General features: G+C 51.6%; 20 protein-coding genes. 11 read left to right on the top strand and 9 right to left on the bottom strand.

All coding sequences use genetic code 11. The features are described 5' to 3' along the window. Positions 1–65: 65 nt before the first annotated feature. Positions 66–1,607 (top strand): flotillin family protein, encoded by a 1,542-nt coding sequence (locus tag LI114_RS01060; RefSeq protein WP_227218626.1) that lies wholly within the window; start codon positions 66–68, stop codon positions 1,605–1,607. A 58-nt stretch (positions 1,608–1,665) separates the two neighbouring features. Here the strand turns inward: LI114_RS01060 and LI114_RS01055 are convergent, their stop codons facing one another. Both LI114_RS01055 and LI114_RS01050 read right to left on the bottom strand, forming a co-directional pair. Continuing rightward, positions 1,666–2,406 (bottom strand): hypothetical protein, encoded by a 741-nt coding sequence (locus LI114_RS01055; RefSeq protein ID WP_227218624.1) that lies wholly within the window; start codon positions 2,404–2,406, stop codon positions 1,666–1,668. Between the two features lie 4 nt (positions 2,407–2,410). Continuing rightward, positions 2,411–3,097 carry a zinc ribbon domain-containing protein gene (locus LI114_RS01050; RefSeq protein ID WP_227218622.1) on the bottom strand — a complete coding sequence of 229 codons (687 nt, stop codon included), beginning with the start codon at positions 3,095–3,097 and terminating at the stop codon, positions 2,411–2,413. A gap of 259 nt (positions 3,098–3,356) precedes the next feature. Between LI114_RS01050 and LI114_RS01045 the strand changes: the two genes are divergently transcribed. After that, positions 3,357–4,046, top strand: a complete 690-nt coding sequence (locus tag LI114_RS01045) for a zinc-ribbon domain-containing protein (protein ID WP_227218620.1) — start codon at positions 3,357–3,359, stop codon at positions 4,044–4,046. A gap of 17 nt (positions 4,047–4,063) precedes the next feature. After that, positions 4,064–4,951, top strand: coding sequence for a hypothetical protein (locus LI114_RS01040; protein WP_227218618.1), 888 nt, complete (start codon positions 4,064–4,066; stop codon positions 4,949–4,951). Positions 4,952–5,032: 81 nt separating this feature from the next. On the opposite strand, the gene LI114_RS01035 is transcribed toward LI114_RS01040, so the two are convergent. From LI114_RS01035 to LI114_RS01010, 6 genes are all read right to left on the bottom strand, one after another. Next, the gene (locus tag LI114_RS01035; RefSeq protein ID WP_227218616.1) at positions 5,033–6,244 is read right to left on the bottom strand and encodes an NADP-dependent isocitrate dehydrogenase; all 1,212 of its coding nucleotides are present in this window, start codon (positions 6,242–6,244) and stop codon (positions 5,033–5,035) included. 90 nt (positions 6,245–6,334) lie between these two features. After that, positions 6,335–6,730, bottom strand: a complete 396-nt coding sequence (locus LI114_RS01030; RefSeq protein ID WP_227218614.1) for a hypothetical protein — start codon at positions 6,728–6,730, stop codon at positions 6,335–6,337. After that, positions 6,730–8,673, bottom strand: coding sequence for an aconitate hydratase (locus tag LI114_RS01025; protein WP_227218612.1), 1,944 nt, complete (start codon positions 8,671–8,673; stop codon positions 6,730–6,732). The genes LI114_RS01030 and LI114_RS01025 overlap by 1 nt, the downstream gene beginning before the upstream one ends. A gap of 103 nt (positions 8,674–8,776) precedes the next feature. Beyond that, positions 8,777–9,616 carry a prephenate dehydrogenase gene (locus LI114_RS01020; protein WP_227218610.1) on the bottom strand — a complete coding sequence of 280 codons (840 nt, stop codon included), beginning with the start codon at positions 9,614–9,616 and terminating at the stop codon, positions 8,777–8,779. Positions 9,617–10,326: 710 nt separating this feature from the next. Continuing rightward, positions 10,327–10,974, bottom strand: a complete 648-nt coding sequence (locus LI114_RS01015) for a potassium channel family protein (protein WP_227218609.1) — start codon at positions 10,972–10,974, stop codon at positions 10,327–10,329. Between the two features lie 36 nt (positions 10,975–11,010). Beyond that, positions 11,011–12,366 carry a TrkH family potassium uptake protein gene (locus LI114_RS01010; protein WP_227218607.1) on the bottom strand — a complete coding sequence of 452 codons (1,356 nt, stop codon included), beginning with the start codon at positions 12,364–12,366 and terminating at the stop codon, positions 11,011–11,013. A gap of 243 nt (positions 12,367–12,609) precedes the next feature. Between LI114_RS01010 and LI114_RS01005 the strand changes: the two genes are divergently transcribed. The 8 genes from LI114_RS01005 (at position 12,610) to tsaA (ending at position 22,228) form a co-directional block, all read left to right on the top strand. Further along, a complete protein-coding gene (locus LI114_RS01005; RefSeq protein ID WP_227218605.1) occupies positions 12,610–14,049 on the top strand; it encodes a fibronectin type III domain-containing protein in 1,440 nt (479 codons plus the stop codon). A 109-nt stretch (positions 14,050–14,158) separates the two neighbouring features. Further along, positions 14,159–15,220 carry a hypothetical protein gene (locus tag LI114_RS01000; protein WP_227218603.1) on the top strand — a complete coding sequence of 354 codons (1,062 nt, stop codon included), beginning with the start codon at positions 14,159–14,161 and terminating at the stop codon, positions 15,218–15,220. Then, positions 15,217–16,188, top strand: coding sequence for a hypothetical protein (locus LI114_RS00995; RefSeq protein WP_227218601.1), 972 nt, complete (start codon positions 15,217–15,219; stop codon positions 16,186–16,188). Before LI114_RS01000 ends, LI114_RS00995 begins: the two co-directional genes overlap by 4 nt. A 15-nt stretch (positions 16,189–16,203) precedes the next feature. Further along, on the top strand, positions 16,204–17,478 hold the full coding sequence (locus tag LI114_RS00990) for an amidohydrolase (RefSeq protein WP_227218599.1): 1,275 nt from the start codon (positions 16,204–16,206) through the stop codon (positions 17,476–17,478). Positions 17,479–17,692: 214 nt separating this feature from the next. Next, complete coding sequence (gene cdaA, locus LI114_RS00985) at positions 17,693–18,580, top strand: diadenylate cyclase CdaA (RefSeq protein ID WP_022128369.1); 888 nt, start codon at positions 17,693–17,695, stop codon at positions 18,578–18,580. Then, positions 18,568–19,887, top strand: coding sequence for a YbbR-like domain-containing protein (locus LI114_RS00980; RefSeq protein WP_227218597.1), 1,320 nt, complete (start codon positions 18,568–18,570; stop codon positions 19,885–19,887). Before cdaA ends, LI114_RS00980 begins: the two co-directional genes overlap by 13 nt. Before the next feature lie 60 nt (positions 19,888–19,947). Then, a complete protein-coding gene (locus LI114_RS00975) occupies positions 19,948–21,540 on the top strand; it encodes an NAD(P)/FAD-dependent oxidoreductase (RefSeq protein WP_227218595.1) in 1,593 nt (530 codons plus the stop codon). A 1-nt stretch (position 21,541) separates the two neighbouring features. Further along, positions 21,542–22,228, top strand: coding sequence for a tRNA (N6-threonylcarbamoyladenosine(37)-N6)-methyltransferase TrmO (tsaA, locus tag LI114_RS00970; RefSeq protein ID WP_227218593.1), 687 nt, complete (start codon positions 21,542–21,544; stop codon positions 22,226–22,228). 41 nt (positions 22,229–22,269) lie between these two features. Here tsaA and LI114_RS00965 read toward each other — a convergent pair whose 3' ends face one another. Continuing rightward, positions 22,270–23,856, bottom strand: coding sequence for a cellulase family glycosylhydrolase (locus tag LI114_RS00965; protein WP_227218591.1), 1,587 nt, complete (start codon positions 23,854–23,856; stop codon positions 22,270–22,272). Positions 23,857–23,897 lie beyond the last annotated feature (41 nt).

The following is a 23,897-nucleotide window of genomic DNA, read 5'->3' as shown; positions in this document are numbered from 1 at the left end:
GGCATACGCCAGAATTTGTTGGCGAAGTCATATTCAAAAAACAAATATTTATGGGAGGCAACATTATGGACTTTATGGAATTTGTATCCTCGCACATCCCGCAGCTCGGCATCGCGGCGGGCGTAGTCCTGCTGATAATCATTATCATTTCGGGCTACTGCAAAGCCCCGCCCGACGAAGCGTACATAATCTCGGGTCTGCGAAAAAAAGTGCTGATAGGCAAGGCGGGTATCAAGATACCTTTCTTAGAGCGTCTTGACAAGCTCAGTCTGAAGCTTATTTCAGTAGATGTCAAGACCGCTACCAGCGTGCCGACCGCCGATTATATCAACGTTCGCGTTGACTCGGTGGTAAACGTCAAGATCTCAGATCAAGAGAATAAGCTCGCGCTCGCCGCGCAGAACTTCCTTAATCAAAATTCCGCTTACATTTGCAGCGTTGCGCGCGAAGTGCTCGAGGGCAACGTCCGCGAGATCGTGGGTCAGATGTCGCTGCAGGATATGGTGAACGACCGCAAAAAGTTCGCCGAAAAGGTGCAGGATAACGCCGCGCCCGACCTCGCGAATATGGGTCTGGAGATAGTTTCTTTCAACGTTCAGAACCTTACCGATGAGCAGGGCTTGATAGAAAACCTCGGTATCGACAACACCACCAAGATCCAAAAGACCGCCGCTATAACTAAGGCTGAGGCGGAGCGCGATATTCAGATAGCGCAGGCGCGCGCAAGCAAAGAGTCGAACGACGCCCGCGTGCAGGCTGAGACCGAGATCGCGCAGAGAAATAACGAGCTGGCTATCCGCAAGGCGGAGCTGAAAAAGCAGTCTGACATCAAGCAGGCTGAGGCTGACGCGGCTTACGATATTCAGCAGCAGGAACAGCGCAAGACTATCGAGGTCACAAGCTCGATGGCTGATATTGCCAAGACCGAGCAGGACGTACTTCTGCACGCTAAGCAGGCAGAGGTGCAGGAGCAATCGCTCAATGCCGAGGTAAAGAAAAAGGCGGACGCTGAGCGCTACCGCAAGGAGCAGGAGGCGCAGGCGGCGCTTTTCCAGCGCTCGAAACAGGCGGAAGCCGAACTTTATGAACAGCAGAAGGACGCCGAAGCGCAGAAAGCCCGCGCCGAAGCGATGAAATACGCCAAATTGCAGGAGGCCGAGGGTATCCGCGCCGTCGGCGAGGCGGAGGCGAACGCTATCCGCGCAAAGGCTCTCGCTGAGGCAGAGGGTCTGAACAAAAAGGCTGAGGCTATGCAGAAAATGCAGGAAGCCGCGGTGTTGCAGATGTATTTCGACGTTCTGCCGCAGGTCGCGAAAGCCGTTTCCGAGCCGCTCGCGAAGGTCGGCAGTATAACGATGTACGGCGAGGGCAACAGCGCCAAGATGATAGAGGACATCACCCGCTCGACCAACCAAGTGTCCTCCGGTATGCTAGAGGGCATCGGCATCGACCTCAAGTCGATGATAAATTCGTTCGTTACCGGCAGGGCTATCGGTCAGGGCATTTCGGCTAATTCGGATGATACGCCAAAAGGTGACGATACCGACCACCCCGCCCAGCCCGAAAATAAAGAAAAGCCCGCGGATAACGATACTCCACAGGCTTGATAAAATTCAAATATCAACACAAAAAGACCGTGCGGCGAAAACTGCACGGTCTGATTTTTTACTTAGATGAGCTGCCCTCTGGAACTGGCTCGGTGTACTCAACGCGCACCTCTTTCGAGTAGACCTCGGTGTCGCCGTTGTACCAGCTAATGGTAACATTTCCGCTTCGGTTTATCGAGTAGGTGTTCTTCTCGTCGTTGAATGAAAGGACGTCGGGGTCGCTCGACCTCCGCTGCGGCGCTGAGCCTTTCACGGTGACGTATATCCGCCGCATAGTGCGCGGGTCGCTGCCGCTGAACGTTATGAATGTGCTGCCCTCTCGCTTGCCAGTTATGGTGAATGTGTAAACGCCGCCCTGCTGTTCTTCCAGCCCGTAGACCTCGGCGATGCTGTAATCGTCGCTCGCGACCTCTGGATTTTCGTCTGCGCCGAGGTTGACCCGAAGCGTCATTTGGCCGCTCTCGGCGGGCGCGAATTTGTACGAGCAGGTGCCCAACTCTTCGGTGTCGTCGTTGATAACGTCGGGAAGGTCGGCGGAAAAGTCGGTGATGCCGAGCTGTATCTCAACGGTTTCGGTCGAAAGCTGTATCTCGCTTATCGCCGTGCCGCCGCTTTCGTTCGCGCTTTCAGAGCTTTCGGCAGACGTGCTTTCGCTGACAGCCGCGCCGCCCGCAAAGGTCTTTACCGCGTATCGTGCGCCGAAAGCCCCTGCGCCCAGCGCCAGCAGTGCAAAGACGATGAATACCGCCAGTCCCGCGCCGCTTCTTTCGGGCTTTTCCTCGGCAGATGTGTTTTTCATGGTTTTATTTCAGTCTGTTTCCGCAATTGATGCAGAAGAGCGAGTTTGGCGAAACTTCGGTGCCGCACTTCGGGCAGACGTTTACCGCGGGTGCGGGCTGGTTCAGACGAGTGCCGCAGTTCATGCAAAAGCTGTCGCCCTCGGCGCACTCAGTTCCGCACTTTGGACAGCGGTTCGCTGGCGCTGGTTCAGGTTTAGGCTCAGACTTCGGTTGGTTCAGACGAGTGCCGCAGGCAATGCAGAAAGCGTCGCCCTCGGGACACATCTTGCCGCAGTTCGGGCAGGCGATCCCCTCCGCGCCGACCTCAGCCATGGCGGGCTTAGCGTTCGGCTCAGCGTTTATGACAGGTTCGACTTCTTCCTCTGTTTTCTCAGCTTCGATCTGTTCCGCAGGCTCTTCGATAGGCTCGTTTGCAGGCTCTTCCTCGAACTCTTTTGCCGCCTCTTCAATGGGTTCAGCAGGCTCAGCCGCTTCCTCGGCCTCTTCAACTTCCGCGGTTTCAGCTGCTTCCGCAACGTCCGAAGTGTTATCCTCAACAGCAGGCTCGGCGGGCTGTTCGACGGGCGTTTCAACGGTCTGCTCGGTCTGCACGACCGGCTCGGCAGGCGCTTCCGCTGGCTTTTCTTCAGCCGCTGGCTTGCCAACTGCGCGCACCTTGACCTTTATAACGCGGGATCTTTCGTTTTCCATATGTAATACCTCCGCTCAAAGCGGCATTTTCGCCGCAAATTCTCCTACTTTTATTATAGTACAATTTGGCGAAGATGTCAATATTGCCGCCGAAATTAGCGCGAAAAATGTGAAGAATTTCGCCGAAGACGCGCAGAATGTAACCAATCGTGCTAAAATGTATCGAATTTTCAGATCGGGATACTTGCATTTTGTCAGCCGTCGTGCTATAATAAAGCGATAAGTGCATTTTTGCACACATATTTATGGAGGAAGATATATGGATAAGGTTTTTTGTACCAAATGCGGCAGTCAGATGAATGCCGGCAGCAAATTTTGTCCCGTGTGCGGCGCTCCGCAGGAAGAAAGCCTGCCACGCCGCAGTGTCCCGCAGTCTCAGCCGCGCCCCGCGAAGCAAAAGTCAGCCAAGCCCGTGCCCGTTAAAAAGCTGGTGACTTTTGCGATAGTTCTGGCGGTGTGCGTTTCCGCCGCGAAGATCTGCGAGCGCATTTTCGCGACCCCTTACCTCGGAGCGGTCTCCGATTACGTCAAAGCGCTGAGTGCGGAAGATTTTGAAGATTTTGCCGAGATCTACAAATATTCGGCACTTTCAAATGATGAGGATCTTGATGATTACATAAGCGAGGACGATTATCTCGAAGAACGTTACGATGAATTTTTTGACGCCAAAGAGGATAAGTACGGCGAAAATGCTAAATATTCCTACAAATTCAAGTCGGTAAAGCCGCTTCTAAAATCCAAACAGCGCCTTACTGAGGGCAGTCTGGAAAACGGCGAGACCGTTGAGGAAGGCGTTCTCGTTACCGTAGATCTGAAAGTCAAGGGAGATAAGCGCAGTAAGGACTGCGAAGCGAATTTCGTGGTCTATAAGATAGATGGCGAGTGGTACGTTACCGCAGTAGCTGATGATAAAATGGAGAGCACGCCTAAGGTGCTCGACGTATATTAAGAGGGGAGTGGTGAAAAATGGCTAAGATATTATGCAGAAAATGCGGTACAGTTTCCGACGACAGCCTGGGCGGCTGCCCAAATTGCGGCGAGCCTTTCCTGATGGCAGGTGCTCAGCCCCGCTGCGCCAGACCCGCACCAGCTGTTCAGCCCGTCAAGAAAAAGAAGAGCAAGCTGCTGAATTTCGTGCTGTTCCTGATAGGCTTCGGAGCGGCGCTGGCGGTGCTCGTTCCTGCGGGAATAAAGGCTTACGGCTACCTCACTTCGCCCGAATTTTTCTACAATATGGGCGAGTATCAAATGGCTTACGACGCCGCCCCGAAAAAGGAGCGCGACGATCTTATCGAAGCTATGCTCTCAGAGGGCAAGTACGGCAAGGCTTATGACTGCGTGAAAAAGAGCGACAGAGCGGATATTTATCAGGAGTCGAAGTACGCTGAGTATGCAAAGTACGCTTTTGAAGACCTCGCTGAAATTACGGGTTTGAGCAAAAGTGAATGCTATAAAAGATTTGAGCTGGGCAATGTTTATAGAAACAATAGCTCTGACCCTGAAATGTATGTTGTGTCTATTGACAGAGCAGATACAGATGAAAATGAGGATTTTTGGGATAACCATTGGGATCTTGAGTATAAATACGTTTTCTTTTATGCATATGACTACGGCGCGAAAAAACTTACTAAGGCTTCTGCAAATTCGATAGATGAACTTTGTGAAGATTACGGCATAATTGTTGACGGTGAGAAGAGTTATAAAAATTTCACCGACGGTGAATATGTCGGCAAAAGCCTTTCAATTTATTACTCTTATTCGAACGATAATTTGATGTATTACAGAGTACAGGCTCTTGCTTCTTCCGGTCTCCTCGACGACGCTGAGATCCTTGGCGACGATAAAAGACCATAACATTATCCGAATAACAAATAACGGCGGCCCGCTGAACGTAACGGGTCGCCGCTTTTTTATGTTTGCGATGCTGTCAGAGCATTAGAGCATCGCTTTCAGTCTTTCGTCAACTGCTTTGAGGAAGTCCTCGGTATTTACCTTCTGCTTGTTCTCCAGCTTGGAAAGCAGGTAGAGGTCGCCGGTCATTACGCCGTCCTCGATGGTCTTGATGGTCGCCTTTTCGAGCTTGTCGGCAAATGCCATAAGCTCGGGCAGCTCATCAAGCTCGCCTCTCTTGCGCAGCGCGCCTGTCCATGCAAAGAGGGTAGCTACCGAGTTGGTAGAGGTCTCTTCGCCCTTGAGGTGCTTGTAGTAGTGGCGCTGTACCGTGCCGTGTGCCGCTTCGTACTCGTAAATGCCGTCGGGCGAAACGAGTACCGAGGTCATCATAGCGAGCGAGCCGTAGGCGGTAGCCACCATGTCGCTCATAACGTCGCCGTCGTAGTTCTTGCATGCCCATATGTAGCCGCCGTTTGAGCGGATAACTCTTGCAACAGCGTCGTCGATAAGGGTGTAGAAATATTCGATTCCCGCCGCCGCGAATTTCTCCTTGTACTCTTTCTCAAAGATCTCAGCGAAAACGTCCTTAAAGGTGTGGTCGTACTTCTTCGAGATGGTGTCTTTGGTAGCGAACCAAACGTCCTGCTTGGTGTCGAGCGCGTAGTTGAAGCAGGCTCTTGCGAACGAAGCTATCGAGCTTTCCTTGTTGTGCAGACCCTGTATGATACCCGCCGAGTCCTTGAAATCGTAGATAGTTTCCTTAGAAACGTTGCCGTCCTTGTCGGTCAGCACCAGCTCAGCCTTAGAGTCCTTCGGGCACTTCATCTCTACGTTCTTGTAAACATCGCCGTAAGCGTGACGCGCGATGGTGATGGGCTTTGTCCATGTCGGAATGTACGGGGTGATGCCCTTTACCAGTATCGGCGCGCGGAAAACAGTTCCGTCGAGCATAGCGCGTATAGTGCCGTTCGGCGACTTCCACATCTGCGAAAGGTTGTACTCGGGCATTCTTGCCGCGTTCGGCGTGATGGTAGCGCATTTTACAGCTACACCGTACTTCTTGGTAGCGTTCGCCGAGTCGATGGTCACCTGATCCTTGGTCTTTTCGCGGTACTCCAGACCGAGGTCGTAGTACTCGGTCTTCAGGTCAACGTAGGGCAGGATAAGTATATCCTTGATCTCTTTCCAGATAATTCTGGTCATTTCGTCGCCGTCCATTTCAACGAGCGGTGTTTTCATCTGTATCTTTGCCATTGATGATCCTCCTTTTAAAATATATGAAAAAGGGCAAAGCGGCGGAGCAAACCTGCTCCAGCCATGCCTTGCCCCTTTGCAAATTCAGTTTTATATTGACTTTACGCAAAGCGCTATAAATATCGCGATCATAAGTATCCCCGCGACTGCCGTTATGCAGAGCTTGAATCTGCCGCTGTCAAAGCCTTTGCCGCCTTTCGGCTTGGTAAGCTTGTACATCGTCGCTGAGATGATGAGCAGTATCACGACAAATGCCGCGAATACAGCCTTGTCGTGCGCGTCGTAGCCGCCTACGGTGCGCCCCATGCGGATAAGCATTCTCACCGAATTTACAGCGTATGCCGCCAGCACGCCAACCGCAAACGCCAGCAGGATAATGTTCAGCACAAGCCTTTTCATAAACGTCAGCTTTTTCTTAGGCTCGTTCGCCTTTTCGCAGGCTTCTATCTCGCGCAGCTCTTTGCTTAGGTCGTCAATGCGGCGCATTATTCAGCCAGCGACTCTCTTGTGTAGTCGAGCAGACCGCCCGCGAGGATTATGTCCTTGGTGCGTCCCGTCAGCTCGCAGAGTACAGGTATCTCAGCGCCAGTGGTCTTGTTGACGAGGGTAAGCTCGCTCTTGTCAGCCAGCACGCTTTCCTTTACGTTCTCGATAGCTATCTCGTCGCCCTGACCGATCTTCTCGTAGTCGGCTTCGTTGACGAATGTCAGCGGCAGTATTCCTGCATTGATGAGGTTAGCGCGGTGTATTCTCGCAAAGCTCTTTACCAGTACAGCCTTTACGCCGAGGTAGAGGGGCGCGAGCGCCGCGTGCTCTCTCGACGAGCCCTGACCGTAGTTAGAGCCGCCGACGATTATCGACTTGCCAATGTTCTTCGCTCTTCTGGGGAACTCTTCGTCGCATACGGTGAAGCAGTGCTGAGAGATCTTCGGTATATTCGAGCGCAGGGGCAGTATCTTAGCACCCGCGGGCATGATGTGGTCGGTGGTGATGTTGTCGCCGACTTTCAGCGATACCGCGCACTCTATGCTCTCGTCAAGCGGCGAGGTCTCGGGGAAAGGCTTTATGTTCGGGCCTCTGAGTACCTCTACGCTGTCCATATCCTCTGCGGGTGCGGGCGGTACTATCATGTTGTCGTTGATAACGAAGTGCTCAGGCAGCTTGAACTCGGGCATATCGCCGAGGTAGTCGCGCGGGTCGGTGAGGTAGCCCGTCAGCGCCGATACAGCCGCCATTTCGGGCGATACGAGGTAGATCTGTCCGTCCTTAGTGCCGGAACGTCCCTCAAAGTTTCTGTTGAATGTTCTCAGCGAAACGCCGCCCGAGTTAGGCGACTGACCCATGCCTATGCAGGGGCCGCAGGCGGATTCGAGTATTCTTGCGCCCGCGTCTATCATGTCTGAGAGAGCGCCGTTCTGCGCGATCATGTTGAGCACCTGCTTCGAGCCGGGGGCGATAGCGAGCGAAACGCTGGGGTCTACCGTCTTGCCCTTCAGAATGTACGCAACTTTCATCATGTCTACGAAAGAAGAGTTGGTGCAAGAGCCGATACATACCTGATCTATCTTGAGCTTGCCGATCTCCTCGACTGTCTTAACGTTGTCGGGCGAGTGGGGACATGCTGCCTGCGGTACGAGCGCGGAAAGGTCGATGTCGATCTGCTCGTCGTACTCTGCGTCCTCGTCAGCCGCGAGGGGTACCCATACGTCCGCTCTGTCCTGCGCCTTGAGGAACTCGAGGGTTATCTCGTCAGAGGGGAATATAGAGGTAGTAGCGCCCAGCTCAGCGCCCATGTTGGTAATGGTGGCTCTCTCGGGTACAGAAAGGGTCTTTACGCCCTCGCCGCAGTACTCGATGACCTTGCCGACGCCGCCTTTAACGCTCATAACTCTCAGCACTTGCAGTATAACGTCTTTAGCCGATACCCAGGGTGAAAGCTTGCCCGTAAGGTTTACTTTAACTACCTTGGGGCAGGTGATGTAGTAAGCGCCGCCGCCCATAGCTACAGCTACGTCCTGTCCGCCTGCGCCTATCGCTATCATGCCGATACCGCCGCCCGTAGGGGTGTGCGAGTCTGAGCCGATAAGGGTCTTGCCGGGCACGCCGAAACGCTCGAGGTGTACCTGATGGCAGATACCGTTGCCGGGGCGCGAGAAGTAGATGCCGTGCTTCTTGGCAACAGAGCCGATGAAGCGGTGGTCGTCGGCGTTCTCAAAGCCCGACTGAAGGGTGTTGTGGTCGATGTAAGCCACACTGCGCTCAGTCTTTACTCTGGGTATACCGATAGCCTCAAATTCGAGGTAAGCCATAGTGCCCGTAGCGTCCTGCGTAAGGGTCTGGTCGATCTTTATGCCGATCTCTTCGCCCTTGACGTATTCGCCGTCTACAAGGTGCTTTCTTAGTATTTTTTCAGTCAGCGTCATGCCCATTAGAAAAAACAGTCCTTTCTGCGAGCGGCGAAAAAATATCCCGCCGCCTAAATTTATCTATTTAATTATACAACATTCCGCACATTTTGTCAAGCCGCACGGCTTATCTCATATTGTTGCTTTTTTCTTTCAGCGCCGAGCCTTCCTCCAGCAGACGGTGCAGTGTTTCGGCGTCGCCCGCGGCTATGCAGTCGCGGTATTCGGTGAGCGCTTTTATAATGTGGTCTACCTCGGCGGCGAGCGCAGTCTTGTTCATAAGGAAAAGCGTAGTCCACATATCGGCGTTCAGCTTCGCTACGCGCGTGAGGTCTTTAAAGCTGCCCGCCGAGAAGCCCGCCTGCTTGCCGAGCGATGGGCTTTTGATGTAAGCGCTCGATACAACGTGCGCAAGCTGCGAGGTAAAGGCGATTATCTCGTCGTGCTCCTTTGGTGAGGATACCACGCACTTCGCAAAGCCTGTGCGGTATGCGAAAGCCGAGATCTCTTTTACTGCGCTCATCTTAGTGTCGTCGGTCGGGGTCATGATAAAGCTTGCCTTTTCAAAAAGGTTGTCCAGCGAGTATGAAAAACCTGAAAATTCGCGGCCCGCCATAGGGTGGCAGCCCAGAAAACGTACGCCTGCGTCGCTCAGCGGCTTTTCCACGGCGCTGACTATCGCGCCCTTTACGCCGCAGCAGTCGATGACTATGCCGTCTTTCTTGAAATTTTCGCGGTTATTCAAAATAAAATCTATCGTTTCGTTCGGGTGCAGAGCCACGATAACTAGGTCGCAGCAGCCCATCTCTTTGGGCTGTATGCTGTAATCTATCGCTTCCTCAGCCATCGCCGCCGAGATCACATCGCGCGAGATGTCGTAGCCGTAGACCGTGTACTCCGTGTTCTTTTTTATAGCCTTGGCGAGCGAGCCGCCGATGAGTCCGAGTCCTGCGATCGCGATCTTCATAATAATCTCCTCCAAATAGTCTGCCGCGTTTTAACCGTTTTAACTGCTAAAGCGCGCGGCATGAAATTTTGCGCCCTTTTCAGACGCATTATATATAGTATAGCAACTTTTGCGCCGCTTGTCAAGCATAAAAGTTATAAACAATGCTTTAAACTTCGCCTGTTGAAAAAAGCGCCATTCGCAGCACACCTGATTACAATTTGGTTACAAACAGCCCGAAAAATCGTACTTTTCAACACACGTTTTAAAACCCGCCTGTCCGAAAACGCTTGTATTTGCGATACTTTTTAACAGTTTCAACTGAGTTTTCAACATTTCTGATGTTTAAAAGCCGTTTTCTCAACTGTACAGCTATTTTCCCGTAACCTGTCTGTAACTCTTTTTGCAGTTCTGCGAATTTTCCTTATACAGTGATTTGGGTAAATTTTTGTCTGTAAAATTTATCAAATGTCATGCTTAAATGGTAACGTTAAAAATTACATACCGGTTACAAACTGACCGAAAAAGCGTACTTATCAACAGCTGTTTAAAACCGTGATCTGCAAAACTATCAATATTTGCAGAGGTTCTTAACATTTTCAACTGAGTTTTCAACATTCAACAATGTGTTATGCAAAGTTTTCAACTGTCCAAAAATCCACTTGTAACCAAATTGTAACCTTAGCTGTAATAAAAAAGCGGCATATCTAAGCCGCGTTTTTTGTGCATATTTACTTCATCATTTTTTGTATGGATTCGCGGTTTCCCAGCACCAACAGCTTCTCGTTAGCGGTGAAGAGGTGGTCTGGGCCCGGCAGTGCGTCGAAAATGCCGTCGTGCTTTATCGCAAGCACGTTGACATTGAACTTTTGCCTAACGTTTTTTTCCACAATTGTCTTGCCGACCCAGCTCTCCGGAACGGCGATCTCGTAAATGGCGTATTCGTCGTTCAGCTTGAAGTAGTCGGAAATGCCCTTTAGTCCGAACCGCATGGCGAAGCGTTCGGCAGTTTCGCGCTCGGCGTAAATTACCTCGTCAGCGCCGTTGCGAAGCAGGAATTTCTTGTGTATATCGCGGTTCGCGCGGGCGAAAACGTACTTCGCGCCCGACTCTTTCAGCAGGCAGGTAGACTCCAGCGAGCTTTGGAAATTATCGCCTATCGCGACGATGCAGACGTCGAAATTGTTCACACCCAGCTCCGCGATGAACTGCGGGTCGGTCGCGTCGCCTATCTGCGCGTCGGTGACGTACTTCAGCGCCGAATTTACCCTGTCCTCGTTGATGTCGATAGCAAGTACCTCGTTGCCCTGCTTAGTTAGCGATTTCGCCATGTGCTTGCCAAATCTTCCAAGTCCTACTATTAAAAATGACCGTGCCATTTTGTAATTTTCCTTTCGATTTTTATATTCATATTCTTATCCTACAATTATCTTCTCTTCGGGCAGCTGTACCTTTGAAGGCTTAACGTTGTTAGAGAGCGACATGATGAATGATAGTCCACCGATCCTGCCGAAGAACATGATTATCGTTATCAGCGCGCATGAAATGTCCGAAAGCTTTGCGGTTATGCCCATGGAAAGCCCGCACGAACTTATCGCCGAAACAACCTCAAACATTACGGGAAGTATTTTCACATCTTCGATAGCCGATATAACTATCGAGCTGATTATGACAACGAGTAAATACAGTGTTGTAACACAGCTTGCGTCTTTGATTATTGTATTCTCAAAACGTCTGCCGAAGCATTCTACCGACTTTTTCCTGCGAAAAACGCTCGCGATCGTCAGCACCATTACCGCGAAAGTTGTGGTCTTGATACCGCATGCCGTCGAGCCGGGCGCGCCGCCTATGAACATAAAGCAGATTATCATAAGCAGGGTGGATTCTTTCAATAGGGCTACGTTCAGCGGTGCAAAGCCTGCGTCGCGCCCCGATGTTACCAGCATGGAGCTCATCAGCAGCTTTTGACCTGCGCCGTCCGCACTGCTCAGCGAGGGCGCGTTCCACTCTACCAGTATCATCTCTGCTATTCCAAGTATATAAAAAAGTATCGTGACCATTATTACGATCTTGCTCTGCAAACGGTACTTTTTAAAGTGCCACTTGTGCTCCACAACATCGCCCCAAGTGATGTAGCCGATGCCGCCGATGGTCAGCAGTATTATCAGCGTTACGTTCAGCAGCCAGCTGTCCGCCGCCGTAATTATCGAGCTGCCCGGCTCGAAATAGCCCATTATATCTATGCCCGCCGTGCAGAATGCGGAAATGGAGTGGAAAATGGCGAAGTAGATGCCTTTTCCAACGCCGATCTTCGGGATAAAAAAGACCGAAAGAGCTATCGCACCGGCCGTTTCGCAGTATATTGTACCTTTTAAAATAAAGCGCGTCATTTTGACCACGCCGCCGCCGCTGAATCCCGCGACAGATTCGCGCATGGTAAAGCGCTGTTTCAGCCCTATCTTTCTGCCGGTGTAAGAAAGCGCGAAGATCGCCATCGACATAAAGCCGATACCGCCGATCTGAATTACGATGAGTATAACTATCTGCCCGAAAAGCGACCAGTAAGTGTAGGTGTCGAAGAGCGTAAGCCCCGTGCCGCTGAGGGCAGAAGTGGTGGTGAATATGCAGTCATTCAGTGCCGTGAAAGCGCGCTCGCGCGAACTTATCGGCAGCATGAGCAGCACCGCGCTCACAAGTATGACCATAGTATAGCCAAAGACCAATATCTGGGTGAACGACATATTCGAGAGAAAGCTTCGTATCCTAGACATTTTGTTTTTCCTCTTTTTATTCTATCACATTATTATATACATATCAAACATTATAGCACCGAGTGTGGGAAATGTCAAGGCTTAAATATTAAATTTCCTGCACTTTGTTTCCAATTTATTTACATCTCCCCCCGAATTGCTTGACAATCGTTTGTATATATGTTATAATATATGGTAAACAGAGAAGATCTTCCTCTGTGAAAAAACAAAAGAGTAAAAAAAATACAAGGAGGTCTACCCAAAATGAAACACACAAAACGCATTCTTTCTTACATAATGGCGCTTTCGATAGTTTGCTCTATGGCTGTTCCCACGTTCGCTGAGGGAAATGACTCCGCTCTGCCTGCCGAGACCGAGGCCGCCGTTACCGAGCTTGACGATACCTCCTCGGAAGCGGATGCCGCCGAGATCGAAGAGTACGCCGCGACCAATGATAACGATGTTTCAATAGCCGGCTGGAAACAGCATAACACCGACCCCCTTTGCGATGGCTTTCACTATCAGGAAAAAGCCGACGGCACTATAATGATAACCGGTTCTGATAAGACCAACCCCAATATCGTTATCCCTACTAAGCTGAAAGGCAAAGCCGTTACCGAGATCGGCGATCAGGCGTTTTACAGATATGAGGAGATAGAGTCTGTTTACGTTCCTTCGTCTGTAAAGAAAATAAATTTCAGCGCTTTTGCAAAGTGCACCAATTTGAAATCTATCACAATATCCGGCGTTAAAGAAATAGAACACGCTATTTGTTACGATGATACATCTCTTACTGAGGTAAATCTTGAAGGCAATATAGAAAGCATAGGCCCTCTCTGCTTTGTAAACACCGCCGCAGATAAGATCTATGTTCCTAAAACAGTCTCCGAAATAGGCTTCTACGCTTTTGGCTATGAAACATTCTATTGGGATCCCGAAGAGGACGGCAATCTTGTTGAAGATTACAGAAGAAAAGATAACTTCACTCTTGAGTGCGACGCTGGCAGTAAGGCATACTATTACGCTGTAAAGAGTCATGTAAACTATGCATTCCGCGATAATTTCAAAGTCGGCTCGACTAAAATCACTTCCGCTAAAATGGTAGGAAGCAACTCGCTGAAACTCACTTGGAAAAAGTCAAAAAACGCTACGGGATACAAAATAAAGGTGTGGGGCCCGAATGATGAAAAGTTTGTGACTTACAAATATGTCAAAGGCGGCGACAATACCGGCGTAGTTATAAAAAACATAAAAAAAGATGGCATGACCAGAATAAGGATAAAACCTTTGTTTAAAGACGAATACGTCAAGGTCTTTGGCGAGGACTGCGAATCTTTATACTATAATAAGATAACGCCTTCCGAGCTTATAGGCGCTTCAAGTACTTCAAATTCTGCGATCATAAGATACGAGATCAATTCAAAAGAAATTGAATATAGAAGCGGTGTTCGCATCGAGATGTATGACTATAAGGCGAAAAAATGGGTCAAGTATCTTCATGTGAAGGGCAATGAATCAAGTAAGCTATTTTTTTACAAAAACGGCAACGAATACATCAAGCTGAAAAACCTCAAACCAAACACCCGTTACAAATTCAGAATACGCTATTTCTACAAATACTCCGATTCTTGCCCCGATGTTTTCGGCAAGACCACGCTGTACTCCCCCTGGTCAAACAGCAAAGTCATAACCACAAAGAAGTAATTTTCCCCTATCCCTCGGGCAACGCAGTCCGAGGGATTTTTTTGCTTGACAATATGTGAAAAAATTGTTATAATACTATTGAACAAAATTATAGGGAGGAAAATTGAATATGATATGCAACTTTTGCGGGGCTTTCCTGCGCGATGGGGCAGAGAAGTGCTCCACCTGCGGCAGACCCACCGCCCCTGCCGATACGGCGGATGATAAGCCCTTTTTGCTGGGCAGAGAGTCTACCGATTACGCCGATGTGCCGCCCGCGCCCGAGCCAAAACCCGCGCCCGAGCCGTCCGTTCCACCCGAGCCGCCGGTTCCGCCTGCGCCGAACGTGCCCCCTCAGCCTGCGCCTTACGCCGAAGATATTCGCGCTAAGGGCAACGACCTTAAATTTGCCGCCAAAAGCTTCGCGGAAAGCGTTGCGGGCGCTGTGAAGCTAAAGGGAAAAGCGTTCTCGGTGAAAAAGCTCGCCGCCTGCGCCGCCGCGCTCGTTGTGGTGATAGCCGCAGCCGCGGGACTTACGAACGCTATAAAAAATCACAATATCGGCAAGCCGCTCAAAGCTATCGAAGAGGGACTGGAGGACTGCGACGTTGAGCGTATGCTCGAAGCCCTGCCCGACGATATTGCCGATACTGCCGATAGCGACGATATAGACGAAGCCGAGGACGATATGCAGGACGCTGTCGACGAATACGCCGAGCAGGCAGGCTTCGACGGCAGCTTCACCGTTTCGCACAAGATTCTCGATTATAAAAAGGTAAAGGGCGACAGCCTTGACCGCATAAACGAGCTTTATGAGGAAGCCGACTTTGACCTCGATATGAAAAAGTGTTACAGCGCCGACGTGCGCTTTACCGTTGAGGGCGATAACGGCTACGAAGCTTATATCACGATGAATATTTCGGTCGGCAAGACTTCCGACGGCTGGAAACTGGTTGATTTCAACGAGCTTATCAGCGATTATTCTCAGTACAGCCCGCTGGATACCTCTTTTGAGTATCTCGCAAAGTTGGTTGCTTCGTCGAATTATTCCGATGATAACGACTTCGGCATGCTCGGCGGTTTTGATCCCGACAAAGACGACAGCAACGATGATTACGATCATTCTGATGATTACCACTACTTTTCCTACTCCAAAAACTTTTCAGATGCGAAAGGGGGCGCGCTGAGATGAAAATGCAGAACGTTAAGAAGTATATCATAATCGCGGCGGCTGTTATCTTGGTGATGATCGCAGTGATAACAGCAATAAAGCTGCCCATATACCTGCGTCTTAAAACGCCTTTCCGCCATATTATCAACGGCTTTACCGCCGCCGATTCGCGCGAGATGCTAGAAGCCCTGCCCGACGCTTTGGTGGAAAAAATGGAGCTTTCCGACGATGATTACGACGATATGGACGATTCTCTTTCAAGCGCTTCCGAGGATGGCTTGGGCGAGTTTCTGAATGACGATGATTACAAGCTGAAAGTAAAGCTGCTGGGTCATAAAAAGCTGGATAAAAAACAGCGCGAAACGCTCGACGATTTCTACTCCGACATTGGCGTTGAGATAGATATAAAGCAGGCGTACTACGCCGATTTCAAGCTTTCGGCGAAAAGCAGCGAGGACGATCTTTCAATGACATACGGCGTTACCATCGCGAAAGCCGACGGCAAATGGTGCATAGTCGGCGGCGATATGCTCACTATGCCTACCGTAGTTTCAAGCGTGCTCGATTACACGGCGAAGGCAAAGCTTTCCTCCGCTAACTCTAACGCCAAGATCGCTTACAGCGTTGTGCAGAGCTACATGTCAGATCAGGAGATACAGGGCAATGCCAGCGCGGTGGTATTTGGCGAGCTGGAGGGCGATATCGACTGCGCCCACCCCGAAAAATACTCGGGAGAAAAGGCCGAGCTTGCGAAGAAGATAAACGAAAGCGGGCTTAACGAGGGCTACGTCAGGATCATCAAGGGCGAACTTGACTATGATTACAGCTACTACGGCAGCTATACGGTGCAGTGGCGCAAATCGCCCGATGAAAAGCTTATGGGGCAGTATCCCGATATGATCTCTTCCGATACTTTCACTGATAGATATAACGGCGACCTGCGGGAGATGTGGGGCAAAAAGATCGAAGACAGCGATTACGATTATTGATAAGGAATTGATGAAATGATAAGATTTAAAAACGGCAGAGTTCTCACAATGGCTGAGGGCGGGAAGATACGCGAGTGCGAGGTATGGACTGACGGCGATAAGATAGCTTTCGTCGGTACGCCAGATGATGAAAAGCTGAAAAACACCGCGTTTGAAAAAGAGTATGACCTAAACGGCAATCTGCTCATGCCCTCTTTCAAAAATGCGCATACCCACTCGGCAATGACCTTCCTGCGCTCCTACGCCGATGACTACCCGCTGCAAGAGTGGCTCTTTGAAAAGGTATTCCCAATGGAGGCGAAGCTTACCGGCGACGACATATACTGGCTGAGCAAGCTCGCGATACTCGAGTACCTCACCACCGGCGTCACCGCTTCTTTCGATATGTATTTCGAGCCGGATCATTACGTTCGCGCGAATATCGAGAGCGGTTTCAGAACCGTCCTCTGCGGCTCTGTCTCGGGCGATAAGTCGAACCTCGTGCGGCTGGAGGGCTACATGAAAAAGTTCAACGGTATGCATCCGCTAATCTCGTACCGCTTAGGCTTCCACGCCGAGTACACCGCAGACTTTGAGCTTATGGAGGGCTTGGGCGAAATGGCGCGCAAATACCGCCTGCCCGTATCGGTGCATAATTCCGAAACGGAAAAAGAGGTTCGCGAGTGTATAGAAAAATATGGCAAAACGCCTACTCAGCTTTTTGACAGCTTAGGCATCTACGATTTCGGCGGAGCGGGCTTCCACTGCGTTCATATGGACGACCGCGATATTGAGATATTCCGTGAGAGAGGAGTTTACGCCGTTACCTGCCCCGGCTCGAACTCAAAGCTTGCGAGCGGCATAGCGCCTATCTGCAAAATGGCGGAAAACGGCGTGAAGCTGGCTATCGGTACAGACGGCCCCTCCAGCAACAACTGCTTAGATATGTTCCGCGAGATGTTCTTAATGACGGCGCTGCAAAAGCTCAGCCTGAAAGACGCGGCTGCCTGCCCCGCAGGCATGGTGCTGAAAGCCGCTACGGTAGGCTCGGCGCACGCTATGGGTCTTGAAGACTGCGACATCATCGCCGAGGGCAAGCAGGCTGACCTTATCGTGATAGACCTGCACCGCCCGAATATGCAGCCGCTAAACAGCATCGCAAACAACATAGTTTACAGCGGCAGCAAAGAGAACGTGAAGCTGACGATGTGCGCAGGAAAAGTGCTCTATGAAAACGGCGAATTTTTCGTCGGCGAAGAGGCGGAGCGCATCTATTCGCGCGCGAACGAGATAATCGCTTCGATGAAATGACGAATATCGGCAGTCAAACAAATATTTGAAAATAGTCATACTTGCGCGGTGAAAAAAGCCGCGCATTTTTTATAAAAAAATTTCAATTATGCCTTGCACTCGGCTCGAAAATGTGGTAGAATATATTATGAAAAGTTGTTTTTATAAATCGGAATAATAAGATTTTTAAACAGCTAGTTTTTCAAACCCAAACTTGCAAGGAGCGAATGTACCTATGTTTGATACAATAAAAAGCTTCGGCGATTTTTTAAACGCCATCTGGGGCGTATTCATATCCATCGGAATAAACGACGTTATCGACATCGCGATACTCTCGTTCATAATATACCACGCTATAAAGCTGATCCGCGAGACCCGCGCTCTTCAGCTCGTACAGGGAATTTTCCTGCTGATAATTTTCTACGTGATCTCCATAATTTTCAGCTTGCAGACTATCAGATTTTTGCTGAAAAGCTGTTTTCAGTGGGGTCTGCTCGCGCTTGTTATACTTTTCCAGCCCGAGCTGCGCAGAATGATAGAAAAAATAGGTCGCGCTAAACTTTCCGACCTTAGCTTTATACCATCTTCCGACAGCGGCGACAGCGACGAGATATGGACTCCCGCGATAAACGCCATCTGTGAAGCGGTGCAGAACCTCTCGGCGACCTGTACCGGCGCGCTGATAATCTGCGAGCGCAAAACGCGTCTCGGCGAGCAGATAGATACGGGAACTATTCTCAACTGTACCCCAAGCGCCGCAGTATTCGGCAATATATTTTACCCGAACACACCTCTGCACGACGGCGCAGTAATAATGCGCGACGGCAGGATACTTGCTGCGGGCTGCTTTCTGCCAAAGCCGCAGAAAGAGGAACTTGTTGCAAAACAGCTCGGCTCGCGCCACCGCGCGGCTATCGGCATGAGCGAAAACAGCGACGCTATCGTAATAGTAGTCAGCGAGGAAACGGGCACTATCTCCGTTGCCGAAAATGGCGAACTTACCCGCGGTTTTTCTAAGGAAAGTTTGGCGAAGCTGCTGAAAAACCGCCTTATCCCCGAAACGCAGTCTGAAAGCGAGCCTACAAACTTTGCGGGAAGGATGATCTCAAAATGGAAAAAATGACCCAAGAGAAAAAGTCCGAAAAACGCAGCGGCGGGCCACGCAAAGAGCTTTCGGATTTTGTGCTGAAAATAACTGCGGTCATCATAGCGATAATAATTTGGTTCGCACTTTCGATAACCCAGTACCCCACTGTAAATAAAACGATAACCAATGTCCCCGTAGATTTCTCGATGCACGGCACTACCGCTGAAACTAAGGGCCTGAGCGCGCTCGGCTATAAGGATATTTCCGTAGATGTCGAGATACAGGGCATGAACTACGAGATAGGCACATACACCGCCAGCGACCTTATCGCGACGGTAAACCTCGACTCGGTAAACAAAGAGGGCACTTACGAGCTGGAGATAGATGTAAAATCTGCACACTCCGCCGATAAATGCAGCGTTATTTCCGTAACGCCCGAAACGGTAGAGGTGAAGTTCGACCGCATCGACTCCGCAAGTTTCGGACTCCAGATCTCCGCGCCGAACGTTTCGGCAGCCGAGGGTTACACCCTTAAAGAGAGCACCGCCTCGCCCGAAAAGATAGAGGTCAGCGGCCCCGAGAACGAGCTTGAGCGTATCGACAGAGTTGTAGCCGTTTACGCCGAGAGCCGCGTCATCGACGAGGACACCACCGTTTCTACCGACTCGCTGCTCTTCTATGACGCCGATGATAACCTGCTCGACAGCTCAAATTACACGCTCTCGGCGAAAAAGGCGGACATAAATTTCGTTGTCTATAAGAAGATAACCGCGCAGATCTCGGTAGAGTATACCGACGTTCCGCCCGGCTTTGATACATCGAGCCTTCCGCTGAATATCAATCCCGAGAGCTTGAGCATCATAACGCCTCAGCTGGACGCGGCGAGCACCGAGGACATCAAGCTTAAAGCAGTTTCGCTTTACAAGCTTATCCCCGGTCAGCGCAATAAATTCGATATAGATTCGCTGCTTTCGGCGGGCGAGATAAATCAGTCGGGCGTAGATCAGATAGAGCTGAGCATTGACTCCAGCACCTACGATAAGCGCACTTTCCAGATACCGACAAAAAATATCCAGTACAAAAACGTTCCCGAAGGCAAGGAAGTTGCCGCCGAGAGCGACCAGATAACAAACGTTACCATGATCGGCCCGAAGGAATACATCGAAAAGCTGAAAGTTTCCGACCTCACGGCGGAGATAGACCTCAGCGATATTTCCGCAAACGGCTCGATCTCGCACGAAGTCGTGATCTACTCGGGCAGTTATCACAATATTTGGAATATCGGCACGCACGAGGTAGTTATAAACGTTTCCGACAGCTCGGAAAGCACGAAAAATGATTGATCTAAGCACGGGAATCGCAGCAAAAATGCGGTTCCCAGTGTTTTTGAAAAGGAGAAAAATATGGGTTTTACCGTTAATCAGATAGCAGCTCCCGTCAGCGCCGATAAGCGCGAGGTGATTGAAAAAGCGCGCAGGCTTTGCGGCATTTCACCCGATAAAATAAAGTCGGCGGATATTCACAAGACCTCGCTCGACGCCCGCAAACGCAGCAATATCCACTTCGTCCACTCGGTCTATTTCGAGCTTGCCGACCCAGCGGAAGAGCAGCGCCTTTGCGCGAAAAAAGGCTTTTGTCGTATCGCGGACGAACCTGCTCAGCCGAATTTTTCCGATAAAAAGCGAGAGGGCAGAACGGTAGTAGCTGGCTTCGGCCCTGCGGGAATGTTCTGCGCGCTGACTTTGGCGCGCTGCGGCTACCGTCCGCTGGTGCTTGAAAAGGGCGCGGAGGTCGATAAGCGCACGCAAAAGGTCGAGGCTTTTTGGGCGGGCGGCGAGCTTGATGAAAACAGCAACGTTCAGTTCGGCGAGGGCGGCGCGGGCACTTTTTCCGACGGCAAGCTGACCACGCGCATAAAAGACCCCCTCTGCCGCAGCATTTTACAGGACTTCGCACGCTTCGGCGCGGACAGCTCGATACTCGCGAAAGCCAAGCCGCACATCGGCACGGACGTGCTCAAAACGGTCGTGAAAAATATACGCCGCGAGATAATCGCGCTCGGCGGCGAGATATGCTTTGAAACCCCGCTGACAGGTATTACCATGCGCGGCGGCGAGATATGGTCGGTGAAAAGTGCGCGCGGTGAGGAGCGCTGCGCCGCACTGGTAGTTGCCTGCGGACATTCTGCACGCGAAACGTTCCATTTGCTGGATAACAGCGGTATAATCATGCAGCCGAAGCCTTTCTCGGTCGGCGTGCGCATCGAGCATAGGCAGACCGCCGTCAACGAGTCGCTTTACGGCGTGCACGCAGGCAATCCGCTGCTGCCCGTCGGCGAATATCAGCTCTCACACCGCAACGCCGAGGGTAGGGGAGTTTACACATTTTGTATGTGCCCCGGCGGAACGGTGGTAGCGGCGGCGAGCGAGCACGGCGGCGTGGTAACAAATGGCATGAGTGAGTTTACGCGAAACGGCGAAAATGCAAACGCGGCAATCGCGGTGTCGGTATCTCCGTCAGATTTCGGCAGCGGCGTGTTTGCGGGCTGCGATTTCGCCCGGTCGATCGAGCGGCGCGCTTTTGAAATGACCGGCGGTTACGCCGCACCCGCCACCACCGTCGGCGGTTTTCTCTCTGGCAAGCCGACGCTGAAAGGCGCTTCCGTCACGCCGACTTACCAGCGCGGGCTTGCCGCCTGCGAACTGCGCGACCTTTTTCCGAGGTTCGTGACTGATATGCTCGAGGTCGGTTTGCACAATTTTGCAGGCAAAATGCACTGCTACGGCGATATGGGCGCAGTACTGACCGCTCCCGAAACGCGCACAAGCTCGCCGATACGCATACCACGTTTGGAAAATTCTGCAACTGCTGAGGCTGCCAACCTCTACCCCTGCGGCGAGGGCGCGGGCTACGCTGGCGGGATAATGTCTGCGGCGGCGGACGGAATGCGCGTCGCGCGGCAGATAGCCGAAACTTACGCCCCGCAGGAGGTCTGAAATGAAAGAATTGGAAACATATTCCGCGAAAATAATAGCGCATATCGAAACCGATTTTCCCGCGAAATTCGGTATACCGCGCCAAAGCGGGCTGGTTGACGAGCTGCGCGGCAGGGTGGTTTTCGAACCGCAGTACCGCGACCCCGAAGCGCTTCGCGGCATAGAGGGCTTCTCGCACCTTTGGCTGATATGGCTGTTTTCCGAAGCCGAGCGCGAGGGCTGGTCGCCGACTGTTCGCCCGCCGCGGCTGGGCGGAAACAAGCGCATGGGCGTTTTCGCGACCCGCTCGCCATTTCGCCCGAACGCGATAGGGCTTTCCTGCGTGCGGCTCGTTTCGGTCGAAAAAACGCCGCACGGCATGGTGCTGAATGTTGCGGGCGCTGACCTCATGAACGGCACGCCGATACTCGACGTAAAGCCCTACCTGCCCATCGCCGACTGCCGCCCCGAAGCGCTCGGCGGTTTCGCAAAAGAGCATGAGGGCCACTCGCTGGCGGTCGAAATACCACCGCACCTAGCCGACCGTGTGCCGTCTGAAAAACTCGCGGCGCTGAAAGCCGTTCTCGCGCAAGACCCCCGCCCCGCCTATCAGCACGACCCCGAGCGCGTCTACGGCTTCACTTTCGCTGGTCTGGAAATAAAATTCACCGTCAGCGGCGGCGTGCTCACGGTGAAAAATGTTATATGATGTAAAAAAACGGCAGCTCGCTTTGAACTGCCGTTGATTTTTTATTTGCCCGCGCGTGTGCGGTAGTACGAGCGTATCAGCTTGCCGCTTTCTGTAAGCTGCGAAGTGCCTCTCTTGATAGCCTTGAGGTTCGTGCCCGGCTTGAATGCCGAAGCCGTTTCGCTCTTGCCGCAAGCCGACCAGTTAATGTAGCCGACGTTTTTGCTGTCGAGCAGTTGGAGCCATGTTTTTGTAGCCGCCGCGTTGAATCCGCCGTTGCCCGAAGCGTCGCATGTGCCGAATTCCGAAACCAGTATAGGCAGCCCCTTAGCATAGCAGTTGCTGAATCTGTTGCGCAGCCAGTCGCCGTGCGTGCCAGCGTAGAAATGCAGCGCGTAAACGGTGTTTTTGTCCGAAAGCCTGTTGTTCGCCGCTTGGTCGATGTCCTGGCTCCATGTGCCCGTGCCGACGATTATTATCGCGTCGCTGTCGTACTTGCGTATCGCCTTAGTTACCGCCTCGGCGTATGGCTTTATGTTCGAGTTCCAGTTTACTTTGCCGTTCGGCTCGTTGCAGATCTCGTAGATCACGTTGTCGTAATTCTTGTATTTCTTTGCCATTTCGGTGAAGAAGGATACCGCCTCGCTTTGGTGGTTCTGCGGATTTTGGTCGTGCAGAACGTGCCAGTCAATGATGACGTACATTCCGAGGTCGGTCGCGTTTTTCACGCCAGTGTTCACCTTCGCCTTAGCCTGCGCCGCGAATGTCGAGCCGGTGGTGTAGCCGCCGTACTCCTCGGTGTACATCGCAATGCGTATCGTGTTCACGCCCCAGTCGTCACGCAGGGTTTTGAGCGAAGCCGTGTTGAGTATGTCGGAAAAATCTTCCCACATTATGCCGTGAGTGCTCATTCCGCGTATCTGAAATTTCTTGCCCGATCTGTTGACGATGTTCGCGCCGCTGACTTTCAGCTTGCCGTTCGCCGCGAGGGGGGTGGAAGCCTTTTTTGTCTTAGCCGTCACCTGCTCCGAGTTTCCTAAGATCACCCTGCCGCCTACGTTCATGTAAGCCTTTACGCGGTAGGTGTACTCTTTGTTCGAGGTCAGTCCCGTGTTGGTGTAGCTGACAGTCGTGCGCGAGCTTATGTTTTTGATTCCCTTGTACTTTTTGGTCGCGGGGTCTAGGCGGTAGATCTTGTAGCCGCTGCTGGTGTGAACTTTTTTCCAGCTCAGCTTTATGCTCGTTTCGCCCGCCTTTGCGCTCAGGTTCTTTACTGATTTCGGTATTATGGTGAAGCTCAGCGTTTTGCTGCCGCTGTAGCTGCCCTTGCCCTTTACGGTAACTTTTCCCGTGCCGACTTTCACGTTGTTCGAGTAGGTGAGCGTGTAGTCGGTGCCGTATGTCAGCTTTTTCGCGCCGTCCGTAACGGTTATCGTCGGCCTTATCGCCTTGCCCGTGTATTTAAATTTCGTCGCTCCGAGCTTAGCCTTGCAGCCGCTCAGCGATTTTCCCGCAACGCGGTAGTATCCGTTAGCCGAAGCGCTTATCGGTGTGAAGCTCTGCGCCAGTCCGCCCGCTCCGCCGGCAGCCAGTACAGCCGCCGCCAGCAGCGCCGCCGCCGCTCCGCGTGCTTTTTTTATTACAGACATTTTTTGATTTCCTCCCTTATCTGCCGAATGTATCAGCTTGT

The sequence above is a fragment of the Ruminococcus sp. 210702-SL.1.03 genome (genome assembly GCF_020559915.1).
GTDB lineage: Bacteria > Bacillota > Clostridia > Oscillospirales > Ruminococcaceae > YE71.
Note: the sequence above shows the minus strand (reverse complement) of the source record. Positions and strands in the feature narration are given on the sequence as shown.